The sequence below is a fragment of the Luteimicrobium sp. DT211 genome (assembly GCF_049844995.1).
Classification (GTDB): domain Bacteria; phylum Actinomycetota; class Actinomycetes; order Actinomycetales; family Cellulomonadaceae; genus Luteimicrobium.
This window is the reverse complement of record NZ_JBNCMC010000001.1, coordinates 410,761-428,188: the sequence shown is the minus strand read 5'-3', so window position 1 is coordinate 428,188 and position 17,428 is coordinate 410,761. Positions and strand designations below refer to the sequence as shown.

13 protein-coding genes are annotated in these 17,428 nt (G+C 72.1%); 9 read left to right on the top strand and 4 right to left on the bottom strand.

Annotation, left to right across the window (positions count from 1 at the left end; all coding sequences use genetic code 11):
• The first annotated feature begins 106 nt into the window (after nt 1–106).
• Entirely contained in the window at nt 107–577 is a 471-nt protein-coding gene (locus tag ACLQ14_RS01970; protein WP_425809324.1) for a helix-turn-helix domain-containing protein, read from the top strand.
• A gap of 94 nt (nt 578–671) precedes the next feature.
• Here ACLQ14_RS01970 and ACLQ14_RS01965 read toward each other — a convergent pair whose 3' ends face one another.
• The 4 genes from ACLQ14_RS01965 to ACLQ14_RS01950 form a co-directional block, all read right to left on the bottom strand.
• Complete coding sequence (locus ACLQ14_RS01965) at nt 672–2,729, bottom strand: glycosyl hydrolase family 28 protein (protein WP_425809322.1); 2,058 nt, start codon at nt 2,727–2,729, stop codon at nt 672–674.
• Nucleotides 2,730–2,882: 153 nt separating this feature from the next.
• Nucleotides 2,883–4,187: a glycoside hydrolase family 28 protein gene (locus tag ACLQ14_RS01960; protein ID WP_425809320.1), complete on the bottom strand. Its 1,305-nt coding sequence runs from the start codon at nt 4,185–4,187 to the stop codon at nt 2,883–2,885.
• A complete protein-coding gene (locus ACLQ14_RS01955; RefSeq protein WP_425809317.1) occupies nt 4,163–5,791 on the bottom strand; it encodes a UxaA family hydrolase in 1,629 nt (542 codons plus the stop codon). The genes ACLQ14_RS01960 and ACLQ14_RS01955 overlap by 25 nt, the downstream gene beginning before the upstream one ends.
• A complete protein-coding gene (locus ACLQ14_RS01950) occupies nt 5,784–7,808 on the bottom strand; it encodes a DUF6807 family protein (protein WP_425809315.1) in 2,025 nt (674 codons plus the stop codon). The genes ACLQ14_RS01955 and ACLQ14_RS01950 overlap by 8 nt, the downstream gene beginning before the upstream one ends.
• Nucleotides 7,809–8,068: 260 nt before the next feature.
• Here ACLQ14_RS01950 and ACLQ14_RS01945 point away from each other — a divergent pair, with 260 nt between their 5' ends.
• From ACLQ14_RS01945 to ACLQ14_RS01910, 8 genes are all read left to right on the top strand, one after another.
• A complete protein-coding gene (locus ACLQ14_RS01945; RefSeq protein WP_425809313.1) occupies nt 8,069–9,016 on the top strand; it encodes a carbohydrate ABC transporter permease in 948 nt (315 codons plus the stop codon).
• 13 nt (nt 9,017–9,029) lie between these two features.
• Nucleotides 9,030–9,950 (top strand): carbohydrate ABC transporter permease, encoded by a 921-nt coding sequence (locus tag ACLQ14_RS01940; protein ID WP_425809311.1) that lies wholly within the window; start codon nt 9,030–9,032, stop codon nt 9,948–9,950.
• Between the two features lie 94 nt (nt 9,951–10,044).
• Nucleotides 10,045–11,373, top strand: coding sequence for an ABC transporter substrate-binding protein (locus ACLQ14_RS01935; RefSeq protein ID WP_425809309.1), 1,329 nt, complete (start codon nt 10,045–10,047; stop codon nt 11,371–11,373).
• A gap of 136 nt (nt 11,374–11,509) precedes the next feature.
• Nucleotides 11,510–12,274 (top strand): 2-dehydro-3-deoxy-D-gluconate 5-dehydrogenase KduD, encoded by a 765-nt coding sequence (gene kduD / locus ACLQ14_RS01930; RefSeq protein WP_425809307.1) that lies wholly within the window; start codon nt 11,510–11,512, stop codon nt 12,272–12,274.
• A 60-nt stretch (nt 12,275–12,334) separates the two neighbouring features.
• A complete protein-coding gene (gene kduI / locus ACLQ14_RS01925) occupies nt 12,335–13,168 on the top strand; it encodes a 5-dehydro-4-deoxy-D-glucuronate isomerase (RefSeq protein ID WP_425809305.1) in 834 nt (277 codons plus the stop codon).
• The gene (locus ACLQ14_RS01920; RefSeq protein ID WP_425809303.1) at nt 13,165–14,316 is read left to right on the top strand and encodes a glycoside hydrolase family 88/105 protein; all 1,152 of its coding nucleotides are present in this window, start codon (nt 13,165–13,167) and stop codon (nt 14,314–14,316) included. The genes kduI and ACLQ14_RS01920 overlap by 4 nt, the downstream gene beginning before the upstream one ends.
• Before the next feature lie 52 nt (nt 14,317–14,368).
• Nucleotides 14,369–15,826: a glucuronate isomerase gene (gene uxaC / locus ACLQ14_RS01915; RefSeq protein WP_425809301.1), complete on the top strand. Its 1,458-nt coding sequence runs from the start codon at nt 14,369–14,371 to the stop codon at nt 15,824–15,826.
• Nucleotides 15,827–15,830: 4 nt separating this feature from the next.
• Complete coding sequence (locus ACLQ14_RS01910) at nt 15,831–17,306, top strand: tagaturonate reductase (protein ID WP_425809299.1); 1,476 nt, start codon at nt 15,831–15,833, stop codon at nt 17,304–17,306.
• The last annotated feature ends 122 nt before the right edge of the window (nt 17,307–17,428 follow it).

The following is a 17,428-nucleotide window of genomic DNA, read 5'->3' as shown; positions in this document are numbered from 1 at the left end:
CCCCTGGAAGAACGGCCCGATCTGCTGAGGGCGCAACGCACGACGGCGCGTCCGCCGCGGCCCCGGGCTAGCGTCGGGAAGGAGCCGATCGACCGGAGGACGCACCATGAAGGACGACGTGACGACACGCAGCCGCCACTTCCCACCCGTGCGGCCCACGCCGGCGCCGACCACGGTCCCCACCCTGCTGCGCACCGCGCTCGGCGCCTCGCTGCGCCGACGGCGCGACGAGCAGGGCCTGCGGATCGTCGACGTCGCCGAGCGCGCCCGGCTGTCCGTCGCCTACGTGTCGGAGGTCGAGCGCGGTCGCAAGGAGCCGTCGTCGGAGGTGGTGTCGGCGCTCTGCAGAGCGCTGGGCGCATCGCTCGCGGAGGTGCTGCGCGAGGTCGTCGAGGCGCTCGAGCGCGAGGCGGCGCGCGCCCGGCTCGCGGAGCTGCGCGAGCGCGCCGGGATCGGCGCCCCCGCTGCCGTCCGCGTGCTCGACCTCACGGGTCGCGGCGAGGCACGGCCCGCGGGTGCGCTCACGGCCCGGGTCCGCACGGACGACCGTCTCGGCGGCCTGGCGCTCGCCGCCTGACCGCCCCGCAGATAGCGCCTCTCGCCCGACGTAGCACGTACTCCGCGCTGTCTCGGGCGAAAGGCGCTACCTCAGCGCGGCTCGCCGCGGTCCGTCAGCGACAGGTACCCGTCGGGCCGCCCGCCCCCGGCGCCGGCGACACGTTCGTGAACGTGTTGCCCGTCGAGGCCGCGTCGAGGTTCCACGGGTTCGCCCCGCCGAGCACGCTCGCGAAGCACACGTCCTTGAAGGTCGAGTCGGTGAGCCCCTCGATGCCGGTCGGGTTCACGTTGCGGAACTGGACGTCGTCGAACGTGAACTGCCCGACGGTGTCCGCGTCGTTCGCGGGCCCCGCCTCGATGTCGATGACCGGCTTCGAGTTGCTCGACGCCATGCCGCACGTCGACGAGCTGTTCGAGTCCACGCTGACGTCCCGGACGAGGATGTCGCGGAACGTCGCGGAGTCCCCGCTCACGTAGCCCGACGGCGACAGCGTGTAGCTGAGCGACGCGATGACCGCGCTCGTCTTCATGCAGGCGACGGCGCTGTCGCGGAACACGACGTCGCGCGCGCCCCCGTTCATGTCGGACGTCGACTTCATGCGCAGCGCGCCCGTCTCGGTCCCGTTGAACACGTTGTCCTCGGCCAGGACGTCGTGCACCCACGCCGCGGTGTGGCTACCGATGGCGACGCCGCCGTGGCCGCGCCGCACGTAGTTCCCGAGGATCCAGACGTCACCCGTCGACCGCCCCTGCGCCCCGTACAGGCCCTGGCCGGCGGCGAAGTTGACGACGTCGTCGCCCGAGTCGAAGAAGTTGTTCGCGACCACGGCGCCCTGGGTGCCGCCGAACTCGATCGCGTCGCCGTTGTTGGTGTCGAACGTCGTGTTCCGGGTCCCGTAGACGCCGACGTCCGCCGAGTCGAGGACCATCACGCCGTGGAACGCCGGGTTCTCGACGGTGAAGCCGTCGAGGTAGAGGCCGTCGACGCCGATGAACGTCGCGATGCTCGACCGGTACTGGCCGTAGATCGAGGAGTCCGAGACGGTCTCGGGGCGGTTGACGATGCCGGGGATCGTGTCGATCGTCGCGCGGGCGTGCTCGACCTGGTTCGCGGCGAGGATGCCGTCGGTCGCGACCTTCGCGGCGCTCGAGGCGACGTAGTCGGGGAGCTGGCTCCCGTTCTCGTCGGTGGTCGTGCCGGCCGCGGTGCGCTTCCAGCCATCACCGTCGATGACGCCGGGCCCGACGATGCGCACGTTCCGGGCGACGGCGCCCGGCCGGCGGTTGCGCTCGCTGCGGCCGAGGTCGTCGGGGCGGACGTTGAGGAGCGACGGCGGCCGCAGGTAGGCCGTGTAGCTCGGGTCGGTGGGGACGGGCGTGGGGATCGCGTAGAGGTAGTAGCCCCGCGTCACCGGGTAGTCGGCCCAGCTGTCCGACCCGAGGAGGCGCGCGCCCTTCGCGAGCTCGAGCGTCATGTCGCTGTGCAGGAAGAGCGCGCCGGTCCGGAACGTGCCGCGCGGGATCACGACCGTGCAGCTCGGCGCGTTGCAGGTGTCGATCGCCTTCTGGATGGCCGCGGTGTTCACGGTCGTGCCGTCGCCGACGGCGCCGAACTGCGGCGCGGTGACGACCTGGCGGTGCGCCTTCTTGGCCGTGGTGACGTGGACGGTGCCCGACGGCGCGGACAGCCGGCCGTCCGCGAGCACCGCCCGCACGGCGAACGCGTAGTCGCGGTTGGCGGCCAGCCCGGTGACCTTGAAGCTGTGGCTGAGCACCTTGACGTGCCAGCCGTCGGCGTCGTCGGCGTAGAACGTGTCGACGTACTGCTGCGACGGCGTGTGCTCCTCGGCGTTCGCCGACGAGCGCCCGATCGCACGGCCGTCCTGGTACACCACGTAGTCCACGACGTCCGTCGACTCGGGCTTGTTCCAGACGAGGAGCGTGCTCGTGCTGTCGGTGGCTGCGCCGGGCACGCAGAGGTTGGTCGGGGTCGTGGGGCGCGTCCCGAGCAGTCGGCTGTTCGCCGTCGTGCACGTCGGGTCGGTCCGGTGCGCGGCCCCGTCGGCGTGCGACGAGCCGTGGGCGAGCGCAGGCCCGCCTGCCAGGAGTGTGCCCCCGAGGGTGAGGGCTCCGATCGTCGCGACGAGCGACTTCGGTCGTGAACGGTGCATCTGCGGCGTCCTCCATCGAGACTGCGGGCGACGTTGCCCCACGGCCCCGACCGTAGTCATCTAGCCCTCGTCCGGCAATCGGTTTCTCAGGTTTCCAACGACTCAGAACGCCTTTCTCGCACCAGCCGTCGCACAGCTTGCCCTGAGCCCGGCTCAGCGAACGGGAATCGGTTTCCCGTCGACGGTGCAGTCCACCACGCGTAGCCCCGACACCCGGTCGAGCTCGAGCGCCTCGCCCTCCGCGCCGGCGATCCGCACGCCGCTCAGCCGCACGTCGTCGCAGCCCGTGAGCACCAGGCCCCGCCGCACCGACTCCTCGACGCCCTCCGCCATCGCGGGCGCGAACGGCGCCGGGTCGTCGGCGAACGACACGCTCACGTCGTCCAGCGTGAGCTCCGCGACCGGGCTCTCGGCGAGCCCGAGCACGAAGCCCGCCGCCGCCCGGACCCGCCGGGCGCTCACGTGCGCGAGGCTGATCCGCCGGAACGACGGCGTCCCCGGCCCCACCGGTTGCGCGGACCTGTCGGACACGACGGGCTCCCTGCCGCCCGGCCCGCAGAAGTAGTGGGCGTTGATCACGAACGGGCAGCCCACGTCGTCCATCACGACGTTCGAGACGCGCACGTCCTCGACGACGCCGCCGCGCCCGCGCCGCGTCTTGAGCCGGATCCCGCGGTCGGTGCCCTGGAACACGCAGTCGGCGACGACGACGTTGCGCACGTCGCCGCTCATCTCCGAGCCGATCACGATCCCGCCGTGCCCGTGCACCAACGTGCAGCCGACGACCGTGACGTTCTCGCACGGCACCCGCGCGGCGGTCGCCTCCGTGCCCGCCTTGAGGACGATGCAGTCGTCGCCGACGTCGACGTGGCATCCGCTGATCCGCACGTTCCGGCACGACTCGGGGTCGATCCCGTCGGTGTTCGGCGAGTCGGGCGGGTTGAGGATGCTCACGTCGCGGATCGAGACGTCCTCGCACAGCAGCGGGTGGATCGTCCAGGCGGGCGAGTTCCGCAACGCCACGTCCCGCACGACGACGCGCCGGCTGCGGTGCAGCCCGAGGAGCGTCGGCCGGGGGTGCTCGAGCGTGCCCTCCCGGAACGCCGACCACCAGGCCGCTCCCCCGCCGTCGATCGTCCCGTCGCCGGAGATCGTCACGTGCTCGGCGTCGTCGGCGTACAGACACGGTTGATGAATCGTGGCCGGCGCGCCCTCCCAGCGCGCCTCGACCGGCGGGTACAGCGCCGGGTCGGGGACGAACTGCAGCACGGCGCCCGCCTCGACGTGGAGCTCGACGTGCGAGCGCAGCCGCAGCGCGCCCGTGCGGTGCACGCCCGGCCCGACGACGACGCGCCCGCCGCCCGCCGCACCCGCCGCGTCGATCCGCGCCTGCAGCTCGGCCGTAAGGAGCGCCTCGGCCTCGACCGCGGCGCTCACGTCACCGCTCCCACGTGCCACGGGATGAACTCCTCCGTGCCGATCGTCTGCCCGTCGATGAGCAGGTCCTCCGACACCGTCCGCTCCCCTGACGCGACCCGCAGGATCGCGTCGAAGATCTCCTGCCCCACCTGCTCGAGCGTCGCCGTGCCCTCGACGATCCGCCCCGCGTCGAGGTCCATGTCCTCGGACATGACCCGGTACATGGGGGTGTTGGTCGCGACCTTGATCGACGGCGTCGGGCGGCACCCGAACACCGACCCGCGCCCCGTCGTGAACACGACGACGTTCGCGCCCCCCGCCACGAGCCCCGTCACGGACACCGGGTCGTAGCCCGGCGTGTCCATGAACGCAAAGCCGACGTGGGGCTCGATCCGCTCGGCGTACTCGTAGACCGCGGCGAGGTCGGCGCGCCCGCCCTTGGCGACGGCGCCGAGCGACTTCTCCAGGATCGTGGTCAGCCCGCCTGCCTTGTTCCCTGGCGACGGGTTGTTGTCCATGCTGCCGCCACCGGCCGCGGTGTAGTCCTTCCACCACTCGATCCGGTCCAGCAGCCGCTGCGCGACGTCGGGCGAGGTCGCGCGGCGGGTGAGCAGGTGCTCGGCACCGAAGACCTCGGGCGTCTCCGCGAGCGCCGACGCGGCGCCGTACGCGACGAGCCGGTCCGACGCCCACCCCAGCGCCGGGTTGGCCGTGATCCCCGAGTACCCGTCCGACCCGCCGCAGTTGAGCGCGAGCACGAGCTCGGACACGTCGCACTCGACCCGCTCACGCGCGTCGACGGCCGTCAGCATCCGCTCGACCGCCGCGACCCCCGCCGCGACCGTGGCGCGGACGCCGCCCGTCTCCTGGATCGTCAGCGACTCCACCACCGTGTCGGCGGGGATGTCGGCGAGCACCGGGTCGACCGGGGGCGGGGGCGTTCCGACGCCCGGCATCCCGAGGAACGCGCCCGAGCCGGACCGCGTCGAGATCTGCTCGGTCAGCACCATCTCGCAGCCCAGCCCCAGCACCAGCAGCCCCGCGACGTTCGGGTGCGCCGCGTACCCCCGCAGGGTCCGGAGCAGCAGCTGCCCGCCCTCGCTGGACGGCACCATGCCGCAGCCCGACTGGTGCGTGAGCGCGACGACGCCGTCCACGTTCGGGTACGCGGCGAGCACCTCGGGCGTGAACCGGGCGGCGATCATCCGCGCCGTCGACGCCGAGCAGTTCACCGAGGTCAGGATCGCGACGTAGTTCCGCGTGCCCACCCGTCCGTCCGCGCGCCGGAACCCCCGGAACGTCGGGCGCGGGCCGTCGGGCACCGCGAGCTCGGTGTGCGTGCCACCGAGAGCGTGGTCCCGACGGCCCTCCTCGAACCCGAGGTTGTGGGCGTGGACGTGCTGCCCGACGCCGATGGGCCGGGTCGCGACGCCGATCGACTGCCCGTACTTGTGCACGTCGGCCCCGGCCGCCACGTCGGCGAGCGCGACCTTGTGCCCCCGCGGGACGGCGTCGACGATCGTGACCGCGCGCCCGCCCACCTCGATGACGTCGCCCGGGGCGAGGTCGCGCGTCGCCACCGCGACGTCGTCGCCGTCGTGCAGCGCGAGGAGCCCGGCGCGGGCGGGTGCGAGCTCAGTCACGGTCCGCCTCCCCCTCGAGCGCGTGCGCGGCGAGCGGGAGCCACCGCTCGACGACGGCCGCGGGCGTGTGCAGCCCCTCCAGCACCAGGGCGGTGAGCCCCAGGTCGAGGGACTCGCGCGCGGCGAGCCGGACCGGCGCGTCCCACGCGAGCGCGGGCCCGGCGGCGACGTACGGCTCGGTGCGCACGAACCACCGTTCCTGCCCGTCCTGGAGGAGGACGACGGTCGTCCACGAGCCCGCCGTCCGCAGCGCGAGGGACAGCCACGGCGAGCGCGAGCCGAGGCACGCGCGGGCGCCGACGCCGTCGGCGGACGCCACCGTGCACTCCTCGATCGGCGCGAACCGCCAGTACAGGCCGCCGAACCCCGCGGCGTTGGGCCGCGAGCGCGCCGGACCGGAGATCGTCACGTCGCGCTGGGCCGTGAGCCGGCTCGACCAGCCGAGCGCCCAGCCGGCGCCGCCCGCGAGCGTGCGGGACCGCAGCACCCGCTGCTCGGCGAAGAGCGGCACCCCGTCGCTCGCGAGCCAGTCCACCTCGTCGCGGAGCACGCCCGGGTCGCCCGGATCCACGGCGGGGCCGCGCCGCGAGACCTCCCGGCCGTGGTTGGCGAGCAGCGTCATCCCCTCGCCGGGGACCCACGTGCGGCCACCCCAGAACGACGTCCCGTTCACGTCCGGCAGGCCCAGCGACAGCCCGTGCAGGTGGCGGCGGTCGGCGGGGTTGGCGCTGGTCAGGCGCGCCCCGGACAGCGCGCGGACCGGGTGCAGGTAGGGCCGCGGCGAGTGCTCCGGGCGCATGGTCTCGCCGGTCACGTACCGCGCGATGCGCACGCCGCCGGCCGTCAGGACGTTCCCGACGACGTCGCTGCGCCACGCCGTCGGGCCGGGGACGCGCGACAGGTCCTCGGCGCGCTCGGCGACGTCGGGCGCGGGGCCGGTGGAGGCGCGCAGGACGAGGTGCGTGCGCAGGAGGTCCGTCGAGCTGTCCGGGAGCGCCGGGCCCGCGTCCTCGCCGTGCCCCGTGGTCGTCGAGATCTGCTCGTGCAGCCGGGTCCACGCGCGCTCGCCGAGCTGGGTGCGGGGCACCGCCACGGTGGTGAGCGGCGGCGTCGAGAACCGGGCGAGGTCGATGTCGTCGAAGCCGACCACGGACACCTCGCCGGGCACGGAGACGCCGAGCTCGCTGAGCCGCCCGAGCAGCCCGAACGCGACGAGGTCGTTGTAGGCGACGACGGCGGTCGCGCGCGTCGCGAGGACGGCCTCGGCCGCGCCGTAGCCGTCCGCGATGGTCGCGCCGCACGGCACCGAGATGAAGCTGACCCCGCCGAACGAGGCCTGCGCCGTCTCGAACCCGGCGAAGCGCTCCGCGTTCGACGACGACGCCTCGGGCCCCGCGAGGTACACGACCGAGCGGTGGCCGAGCGTCATGAGGTGCTCGACCGCCTCGTACATCGCCTCGGCGTAGTCGACGCTCACGGCCGGCACCGACGACTCGGGCAGCGTCCGGTTGACGAGGACGACGGGCTGGGTCGCGGCGACCGCGGCGGCGAGCTCGTCGTCGGTCATGCGGGGCGCGACCATGACGAGCGCGTCGACGCGCGAGCGCGTGCTGCGGACCGCGCGCGCCTCCCGCTCGGGCCGCTCCGCGGTCTCCGCGACGACGACGCCGTAGCCCGCGGCGTCCGCGCCGGCGGCGATGCCGCGCAGGACCTCCTGGAACATCGGGTTCGTGAGGTCGGGGACCACGACGCCGACGGCCTGCGTGCGGCCCAGCGACAGCGACCGGGCCATCGCGGACGGCCGGTAGTCGAGCTCGGCGGCGGCCTGGCGGACGCGCTCGGCCAGCTCCGGGTCGACCTTGCGGCCGTTCATGACCCGGGACACGGTCGCGCGGGAGACGCTCGCCGCCGCGGCGACGTCGCTGATGGTGGCGCCGGCGGCCGACTGCTCGCGGCCGCGGCGTCCGGTGCCCGTGGTCGGCGACCCTGCCGACCCGGACGACCCGTTGGTGGTCATCGTGGGTGCTCCCCGGTGCTCTGCGTGAGAAACAGGTTTCTTGCGGACGCTACCGCATCCGCAGACACGCTGTCACTCGTGCGTGCCGGCGCGGGCTCCGTGGTCGCGCTCCCACGGCCTCGCAGGCCTCTAGATCACGGCTCGATCACGGCTCGATCACGGCACTTGCCAGCATCGAGATCACCCGCTAGGTTCTGGAAACCGGTTACTGATGACCGTGACCACACCGAGCGTGGTCGGCACTTACGAGGAAGTGAGTCATGTCAGCGATCAACGAGCTGAAGGCGATCAAGCGCCAGCGCGGAGGGCCGAGGGTCACGACCTCGACCAACCTGCGCAAGTCCGACGGACGCGCCGCGCTCGTCTTCCTGGCCCCGTGGTTCGTCGGGCTCGCCGCGGTCACGCTGTTCCCGCTGATCGCGTCGCTCTACCTCTCGTTCACCAAGTACGACCTGCTGACCTCGCCCCAGTGGGTCGGGTTCAAGAACTTCGTGGACCTGTTCCACGACGAGCGCATGTGGCAGTCGCTCAAGGTGACGCTGACGTACGTGGTCACGAGCGTGCCGCTCCAGCTCGCCGCGGCGCTGGCCGTCGCCATCCTGCTCAACCAGGGCATGCGGGGCCTCGCCTTCTACCGCTCCGTGATCTACCTGCCGTCGCTCATGGGCGGCTCGGTCGCGATCGCGATCCTCTGGCGCCAGGTCTTCGGCGAGGAGGGGCTCGTCAACAAGTTCCTCGGGCTCTTCGGCATCACCGGCACGGGCTGGGTCTCCAACCCCGACACCGCGCTCTGGACGATCGTCCTGCTGCACGTGTGGACGTTCGGCTCGCCGATGATCATCTTCCTCGCCGGCCTGCGGCAGATCCCCGACATGTACTACGAGGCGTCCCAGCTCGACGGCGCCTCCAGGTGGCGGCAGTTCCGCTCGATCACGCTGCCGCTCCTGAGCCCGATCATCTTCTTCAACCTCGTGATGCAGGTGATCACAGCGTTCCAGGCCTTCACCCAGGCCTACGTCGTCTCCGGCGGGACGGGCGGCCCCTCGGACTCGACGCTCTTCTACACGCTCTACCTGTACCAGGAGGGCTTCTCCAACCTCCACATGGGCTACGCGTCCGCGATGGCCTGGATCCTCGTCCTCATCGTCCTCACCCTCACGGGCCTGAACTTCTGGCTGTCGAAGTTCTGGGTCCACTACGGGGACTGAAAGGAAAGCCGCGATGTCGACGCCGACACTCTCCCGCACCGACCTCGGGGACCGGATCTCCGAGCTCGCCTCCGCAGCGCCCGTCAAGCGCCGCAAGCACCTCTGGCGCAGCCGCACCGGATCGGTCCTCCGGCACGTCCTCCTGATCGCCGGGTGCATCGTCATGATCTACCCGCTCCTGTGGATGCTGGGCAGTTCGTTCAAGCCCACGGAGGACATCTTCAAGGACCTCTCGCTGGTCCCGCGCCGCTGGGACTTCTCCAACTACTCGACCGGCTGGAACGCGCTGACATACCAGTTCGGCAAGTACCTGCTCAACTCGTTCGCGATCGTCATGGGCTGCCTCATCGGCAACCTCGTGAGCTGCACCATGGCGGCCTACGCGTTCGCCCGGCTGAAGTTCCGTGGCCGGGGCATCTGGTTCGCGGTCATGCTCGTCACGATCATGCTGCCGATCCACGTGATCATCGTCCCGCGGTACGTGATGTTCCGGCAGCTCGACTGGGTCAACACGTTCTGGCCGCTCATCGTGCCGAGCCTGCTCGCCACGGACGCCTTCTTCATCTTCCTCATGGTGCAGTTCTTCCGCGGCATCCCGATGGAGCTCGAGGAGGCCGCCCGGCTCGACGGCTGCGGGCACCCGCGGATCTTCCTGCGGATCATGCTCCCGCTGTCCGTGCCCGCCCTCGCGACGGTCGCGATCTTCACGTTCATCTGGACGTGGAACGACTTCTTCAGCCAGCTCGTGTTCCTCACGTCCGACGACGTGAAATCGGCGCCGCTCGCGCTGCGCCTCTTCCTCGACTCCTCGTCGGGGAGCTCCTGGGGACCCATGTTCGCCATGTCGATCGTGACGATCATCCCCATCTTCCTGATCTTCCTGTTCGGGCAGAAGTACCTCGTGCGCGGGATCGCCACGACAGGAATCAAGTAACAGGTCACCCATCCACACGTGGTCGACGACGCCGTCGGCCGCACCGGGATCGACGGCTGCGCCGCGATCGGAAAGCCGAAGGAGACACCACATCATGTCCAAGTCGATGAGCCGCCGCGTACGCCGCGCCGGTTCCGCAGCAGTCGTCACGCTCGCCGTGGTCGGCCTCGCCGCCTGCTCCGCCACCGGCGGCAGCGGCGACAAGTCCACCGGGGGGAGCGACGGCGACAAGGTCACCATCAAGTTCTCGTGGTGGGGTTCAGACTCCCGCGTGACGACGACCCAGCAGATCATCGCGGCGTTCGAGGCCGAGCACCCGAACATCAAGGTCGAGGCCGTCAACACCTCCTGGGACGAGTACTTCGAGAAGATGAACGTCATGGCGGCCGGCAACGACCTGCCCGACGTCATGACCCAGGACGACCGCTACCTCACCGAGTACGCGACCCGCGGCCTCCTCGCCGACCTGGGCTCGCAGGACATCGACACCAGCAAGATCGACCCGACCGTCCTCGACACGGGCAAGATCGACGGCAAGCTCTACGGCATCGCGTCGGGCGTCAACGTCCACGCCGTCGTCGCCGACCCGGCGGCGTTCAAGGCTGCCGGGGTCGCGCTCCCCGACGACAAGACGTGGACCTGGGACGACTACTCGAAGATCGCCGCGGAGATCACCAAGAAGTCCGACGGCAAGGTCTACGGCGTCCAGAACTACAGCTTCATCGAGCCCGTCCTCGAGGTCCTCGCCCGCCAGCACGGCGAGGAGATGTTCACCGCCGACGGCAAGCTCGGCCTCTCCGAGGACACCATCACGTCCTGGTTCCAGCGGTCCGTGGACCAGATCAAGTCGAAGGCCGAGCCCTCCGCGTCGACGGCCACCGAGGTCCAGTCGGCCGGCGTCGACGGCTCGCTGCCCGCGACCAACAAGGGCGCGATGGCGTGGTTCTGGTCCAACCAGCTCTCCGCGATCCAGAAGGACGCAGGGCACCCGCTGCAGCTCCTGCGCGCCCCCGGCGACTCCGAGTTCGGCCACACCGGCGAGTACCTGCGCGCGGCGATGTCCTACTCGGTCTCCGCGAAGTCGAAGCACCCCAAGGAGGCGGCAGAGTTCGTCGACTTCATGCTGAACTCGCAGAAGGCCGGAGACATCAACCTCACCGACCGCGGTCTGCCGTCCAACCTCGACGTCCGCGAGGCGATCCTCCCCAAGCTCGACGACGCCGACAAGACCAGCGCCGCGTTCATCAAGGAGCTCACGGACGACAAGGTCTTCGAGACCACCAAGCCCGTGCCGCCGAAGGGCTCGGGCGAGGTCTCGGACATCACCGGCCGCGTCAACTCGGACGTCATCTTCGGGAAGAAGAGCGCCGCGGACGCCGCCAAGGCGTGGATGGACGAGGTCAACAAGGCCATCGGCCAGTGATCTGAGCCGATCCACCGCTCCCGGCGGGGCGGGGCCGTGCGGCCGCGAGGCACGGTCGCACGGTTCTGCCCCCGCCCCGCCGGGCGCCCCCCTCGCAGCAGCACCAGCACCAGCACCAGCACCAAGGAGCGCACCGATGGTCCTCGACCTGTTCCGCCTCGACGGCCGCGTGGCGGTGGTCACGGGTTCGTCCCGCGGGCTCGGCGCGGGCATCGCGCTCGCCCTGGCGGAGGCCGGGGCGGACGTGGTGTGCGTGGAGCGGTCTGCTGACTCGACGACGGCCGACGCGGTCCGCGCGCTCGGCCGCCGGGCGCACGTCGTGACCGCGGACCTCGCCACCGCCTCCCCGGACGAGCTGGCCGCCGTCGTCGACGACGCCGTGGCAGCCGTCGGACGCGTCGACATCCTGGTCAACAACGCGGGCACGATCCGCCGTGCCCCGGCCGCCGAGCACCCCGCGGGGTGGTGGGACGAGGTGCTGGCGGTGAACCTGGACGCCGTCTGGCACCTGTCCCAGGCCGCCGGGCGGCACATGCTCGCCCGCGGGTCCGGGAAGATCCTCAACGTCGCGTCGATGCTGTCCTTCCAGGGCGGCATCACCGTCCCCGGCTACACCGCGTCCAAGCACGCGGTGGCCGGGCTGACCAAGGCCCTCGCCAACGAGTGGGCCGCCCACGGCGTCAACGTCAACGCCGTCGCCCCCGGCTACATGGCCACCGACAACACCGCGGCGCTGCGCGGCGACGCCGCCCGGGCCGGCTCGATCAGCGACCGGATCCCCGCCGGGCGCTGGGGCACCCCCGCGGACCTCGCCGGCGCGGTCGTGTTCCTCGCGTCGGACGCCGCCGCGTACGTCCACGGGGCCGTGATCCCCGTCGACGGCGGCTGGCTCGTGCGCTGAGCGGCCCCACCCCCGAACCCACGCACCACCCGAACGAGAACGCACCGAGGAGACACCCCGATGGAGCAGCGGTACGCGACCCACCCCGACCAGATCGCGGGCATGGACACCCAGGACCTGCGCGACACCTACCTCCTCGAGCAGGTCTTCGTCCCGGGCGAGGTCACGCTGGTCTACACCCACCACGACCGGATCGTCCTGGGCGGGGCGGTCCCCGCGGGCGCCGAGCTCGCGCTGCCGACCTACGACGAGATCCGCTCCGAGTTCTTCCTCGAGCACCGCGAGGTCGGGATCGTCAACGTCGGCCAGGCCGGCACCGTGACCGCAGACGGGCAGACCTTCACGATGCCCAAGGGCGCCTGCCTGTACCTGGGGCGCGGGACCCGGGACGTCGTCTTCAGCGACGGCCCCGACAGCGACGGTGGCGCGCAGTTCTACCTGTTCTCCGCGCCCGCGCACACCACCTACCCGAGCACCCTCGTGCTGCCCGGCGAGGGGAACCGCCGCGAGCTCGGCGACCCGCTGACCTCCAACCGGCGGACCCTGAACCAGTACATCCACGAGAACGGCGTGCGGTCCTGCCAGATCGTCATGGGCGTCACCGAGCTCCACCCCGGCTCGATGTGGAACACGATGCCCGCCCACACCCACGACCGCCGCACCGAGTGCTACCTGTACTTCGACGTCCCCTCCGACGCCCGCGTCGTGCACCTGTGCGGGCAGCCCGACCACACCCGCCACCTCGTGGTCGCCGACCGGCAGGCCGTGATCTCACCGTCGTGGTCCGTCCACTCCGGCGTCGGGACGGCGTCGTACTCGTTCATCTGGGCCATGGCCGGCGAGAACCAGGCCTTCGACGACATGGACACCTTCCCCGTCACGGACATGCGATGACCGCACCGACCACCGCCGCCCCCGCGTGGGCGCCGTACGGCGACGCGTCGACCGACTGGGCGACGCTGGGCGCCGACACGATGCTCGCGCGCGAGCCCGTCATGAACCCCCACGACAAGTGGGAGTACGAGGACGGGCTCATGCTGGGCGGCGTCCTCGCCGTCCACCGGCTCACCGGCGACCCCCGCTACCTCGAGTACGTCCGGCGCAACCTCGACCACTTCGTGCGCCCCGACGGCTCGATCCACGCCTACCGGTACGACGAGCTCAACCTCGACCACGTCAACAACGGCAAGGTCGTCCTCGACCTGTACGACGAGACCGGCGAGGAGCGGTACCGCAAGGCCGCGGACCTGCTCTTCGACCAGCTCCGGCACCAGCCGCGGCTCGAGGCCGGGACGTTCTGGCACAAGAAGATCTACCCGTACCAGACGTGGCTCGACGGGCTGTACATGGGCTCGGTGTTCTACGCGCGGTACTGCGCGACGTTCGGCCGCGAGGACCTGTTCGACGACGTCGCCCTCCAGTTCACGTCGGCGTACGACCTCACGCTCGACCCGGCGTCGGGCCTGTGCCGGCACGCGTACGACGAGTCCCGGTCGATGCCGTGGGCGGACCCGCGGACCGGCTGGTCGCCGCACGTCTGGCTGCGTGCGCTCGGGTGGTTCGCGATGGCGATGACCGACGTCCTCGAGCACCTCCCCGAGACCCTGCCCCAGCGCGCGACGATCCTGGGAAACCTCCGGTCGCTGCTCGGCGCGGTCCGCGGCGTCGCGGACGCCCGCACCGGCCTCTGGTACCAGGTGCCCGACCAGGGTGGCCGGCCGCTCAACTACCTCGAGGCGTCCGGCTCGCTCATGATCCTCGCGGCCGTCGCCAAGGGACTGCGTCTCGGCTACCTCGACGACGACTGGGCGGGGCACCTCGACCACGCCTGGGGCTCCGCCACCCGCGAGTTCCTCAGCCTCACCGACCGCGGCTGGGTCAACGTCAACAAGGTCTGCCAGGTCGCGGGCCTCGGCGGTGCCGCCGGCCGCGACGGCTCGTACGCCTACTACATGAGCGAGCCGATCGTCGCGAACGACCACAAGGGCGTCGGGCCGTTCCTCCTCCTCGCCGCCGAGATGCGTCGTCGCCGGACCGGCTGACCGCTCCCGCCCCGACCGACCCGTTCGAAACTCACGCCTTCCGGAGCCCACCGTGCCTTCCCTCACCGACCCCGCCCCCGCCTCCGCCCAGCCGTGGACCCTCCACCCGGACCGCGCCCTGCCCGCCGACCCGGCCGTGCGGCCGATCGCGCGCGACATCTACGCCCAGACCAGAGGCCTGCCGCTCGTCTCGATGCACGGTCACGTGCCCGTCGAGTGGTTCGCCGACAACCGGGCCTTCCCGAACCCGGCCGAGCTGATCGTCGTGCCGGACCACTACCTGGTCCGGCTCCTCGTCTCCCAGGGCCTGCGCAACGAGCAGCTCGGGGTGCGGCCGGTCGCGGGCGGGAGCGGCGTCGTCGTCGAAGAGGACCCCCGCGAGATCTGGCGCCGGTTCTGCGCGGGCTGGAAGCACTTCCGCGGCACCGCCACCCGGTTCTGGCTCGAGACGGCGCTCGTCGAGATCTTCGGGGTGACGGAGCGGCCGTCGGCCGCGAGCGCGGACGCGACCTTCGACACGGTCGCCGCGGTCCTCGCCGACGAAGAGTTCCGGCCGCGCCAGCTGCTCGACCGGTTCGACATCGAGATCCTCGCGACCACCGACCCCGCGTGGGCGACGCTCGACGACCACGCGAAGCTCGCCGCCGACGGGTTCGGCGACCGCGTCGTGCCGACCTTCCGGCCGGACCCGGTCGTGCTCCTCGACCGGCCGACGTGGCGGGCCGACGTCGAGCGGCTCGGCGAGGCCGCCGACGAGGACGTCACGACGTACGCCGGCTACCTCGCCGCGCTCCGGGCGCAGCGGCTCCGGTTCAAGGCGGCCGGGGCCCGCGCGACGGACCACGGCCACCTGAGCGCGGACACGACGCCGCTCACCGACGCCGAGGCCGGCCGGATCTACGCGGCCGCGCTCGCAGGCGAGGTCACGGCGGCCGACGTCGACGCGTTCGCGGGGCACATGCTGTTCCAGATGGCAGCGATGTCGGCCGAGGACGGGCTCGTCATGCAGCTCCACCCGGGCGTCCTGCGCGACCACGACCGGGGCAAGCACGCCCTGTTCGGCCCCGACACGGGCTTCGACATCCCCGTCGTCACCGAGTACACGCGCTCGCTGCGCCCGCTGCTCGAGGCGTTCGGTCACCACCCCGGCTTCCGGATCGTGCTCTTCACGGTCGACGAGGACACGTTCTCGCGCGAGCTCGCGCCCATCGCCGGCGTGTACCCGGCGGTCCGGCTGGGCGCTCCGTGGTGGTTCCTCGACGCGCCCGACGCCATGCGCCGGTTCCGCGAGGACGTCACCGAGACGGCCGGGTTCTCCAACATGTCGGGGTTCGTGGACGACACGCGCGCGTTCTGCTCGATCCCCGCCCGCCACGACCTGGCGCGCCGCGTCGACGCCGGGTACCTGGCGCGGCTCGTCGCCGAGCACCGGCTCGACCTCGACGAGGCCGTCGACACGGCGATCGACCTGGCGTACCGCCTCCCCCTGACCGCGTACGCGAAGGCCTGACGGGATGAGCGACGCCACCACCCTCGCACCGCTGGACGCGACGACGGTCACCAAGCCCGACCTGCCGGTCACGATCCTCCAGTTCGGGAGCGGCAGGTTCCTCCGCGCGTTCGTGGACCAGATGGTCCAGCAGGCGAACGCGGCAGGCGTGATGCACGACGGCGTCGCGATCGTCCAGCCGACGGACGTCCCCGACCGCCCGACGAGCGCGCTGCGCGAGCAGGACGGCCTGTACCACGTCGTCCTCGAGGGGGTGCGGGAGGGGCGGGCCGTCCGCGAGGTCACGCGCGTCGAGTGCGTGCAGGAGGTCGTGCGGGCGCACGGCGAGTTCGAGCGCTACCGCCGGCTCTACCTGTCCCCCGACCTGCGGGTCGTCGTCTCGAACACGACCGAGGCGGGCATCGCCTGGGTGCAGGGCGACGACCTCGACGCCAGGCCTCCGCGGTCGTTCCCCGCCAAGGTCACCGCGCTCCTGCACGACCGGTACGAGCACTTCGGCGGCGACCCCGCGGCCGGGCTGGCCGTCGTCTGCTGCGAGCTCATCGAGGACAACGCGACCACCCTGCGCCGGTACGTGCTCCGGCACGCGGCGGACGCCGGGCTCGGCGACGGGTTCGCGTCGTGGGTGCGGACCGCCTGCACGTTCCACGACTCGCTCGTCGACCGAATCGTGCCCGGGTTCCCGCGCGACGAGATCGAGGCCATCCAGGACGAGCTCGGCTTCGCGGACCAGGACGTCGTCAAGGGCGAGCTCTACGCGCAGTGGGTGATCGGGGGCGACCCGGTCGTCAGCGAGCTCCTCCCCCTCGACCGCGCGGGTCTGCCGGTCCAGTTCATGCCGGACGTGCATCCGTTCCGGGAGACGAAGGTCCGGATCCTCAACGGCCAGCACACCCTGCTCGCGCCCGTGGGGCTGCTGCTGGGCTGCGAGTCCGTCCGCGAGACCGTCGAGCGGCCCGACGTCGCCGCCTTCCTGTCCCGGCTACTGCGGACCGAGATCCTCCCGTCGATCCCGGGCGACCGGCGCGAGCTCGAGGCGTTCGCCGCGAAGATCTCCGAGCGGTTCACCAACCCGTACCTGCACCACCACCTCGCCGACATCACGCTCAACGCGCTGTCCAAGTGGCGGGCCCGGAACCTCCCGGTCGTCCTCGACACCTGGGCGGCCGGCCGCGAGGCGCCGCTCAGCACCTTCGGGCTGGCGGCGACGCTCGTGCTCTGGAGCAGCGCCGTCGTCGTGCCGGGGTTCGCCCCCCGCGACGAGGCCGCCGTCCTCTCCGCGGCGCGCCGGGGGTCCCCGGGGGACGACGTCGTCGACTGGGTCCGCGCGACGCTCGACGCCGCCGGCTACCTGCGCGACGACGAGCCCCGCGCCGCGCGGCTGGCCGCCGAGGTCGCGGCGCACGCGGGCGCGATCCTGCGGGACGGCACCGACGCGGCGCTCGACGCCCTCCTCGCCCCGCCGACCCCGCCGAGGTAGGCCTCCGCGCCGCCTGTGAAGTCTCACAGGCCTCCGCGCCGCCTACCTCGCGAGCACGGGTTTTCCGCCCGCCGAACACGGGCCCCCGGCCCGTCTCGCCGAGCAGACGGGCCGGGAGCCCG

What these genes read in the sequence shown, in the direction of transcription:
- ACLQ14_RS01970 (WP_425809324.1), top strand. Translation starts at nt 107, where the DNA reads ATGAAGGACGACGTGACGACACGCAGCCGCCACTTCCCACCCGTGCGG.
- ACLQ14_RS01965 (WP_425809322.1), bottom strand. Translation starts at nt 2,729, where the DNA reads ATGCACCGTTCACGACCGAAGTCGCTCGTCGCGACGATCGGAGCCCTC.
- ACLQ14_RS01950 (WP_425809315.1), bottom strand. Translation starts at nt 7,808, where the DNA reads ATGACCACCAACGGGTCGTCCGGGTCGGCAGGGTCGCCGACCACGGGC.
- ACLQ14_RS01945 (WP_425809313.1), top strand. Translation starts at nt 8,069, where the DNA reads ATGTCAGCGATCAACGAGCTGAAGGCGATCAAGCGCCAGCGCGGAGGG.
- ACLQ14_RS01940 (WP_425809311.1), top strand. Translation starts at nt 9,030, where the DNA reads ATGTCGACGCCGACACTCTCCCGCACCGACCTCGGGGACCGGATCTCC.
- ACLQ14_RS01935 (WP_425809309.1), top strand. Translation starts at nt 10,045, where the DNA reads ATGTCCAAGTCGATGAGCCGCCGCGTACGCCGCGCCGGTTCCGCAGCA.
- kduD (WP_425809307.1), top strand. Translation starts at nt 11,510, where the DNA reads ATGGTCCTCGACCTGTTCCGCCTCGACGGCCGCGTGGCGGTGGTCACG.
- kduI (WP_425809305.1), top strand. Translation starts at nt 12,335, where the DNA reads ATGGAGCAGCGGTACGCGACCCACCCCGACCAGATCGCGGGCATGGAC.
- ACLQ14_RS01920 (WP_425809303.1), top strand. Translation starts at nt 13,165, where the DNA reads ATGACCGCACCGACCACCGCCGCCCCCGCGTGGGCGCCGTACGGCGAC.
- ACLQ14_RS01910 (WP_425809299.1), top strand. Translation starts at nt 15,831, where the DNA reads ATGAGCGACGCCACCACCCTCGCACCGCTGGACGCGACGACGGTCACC.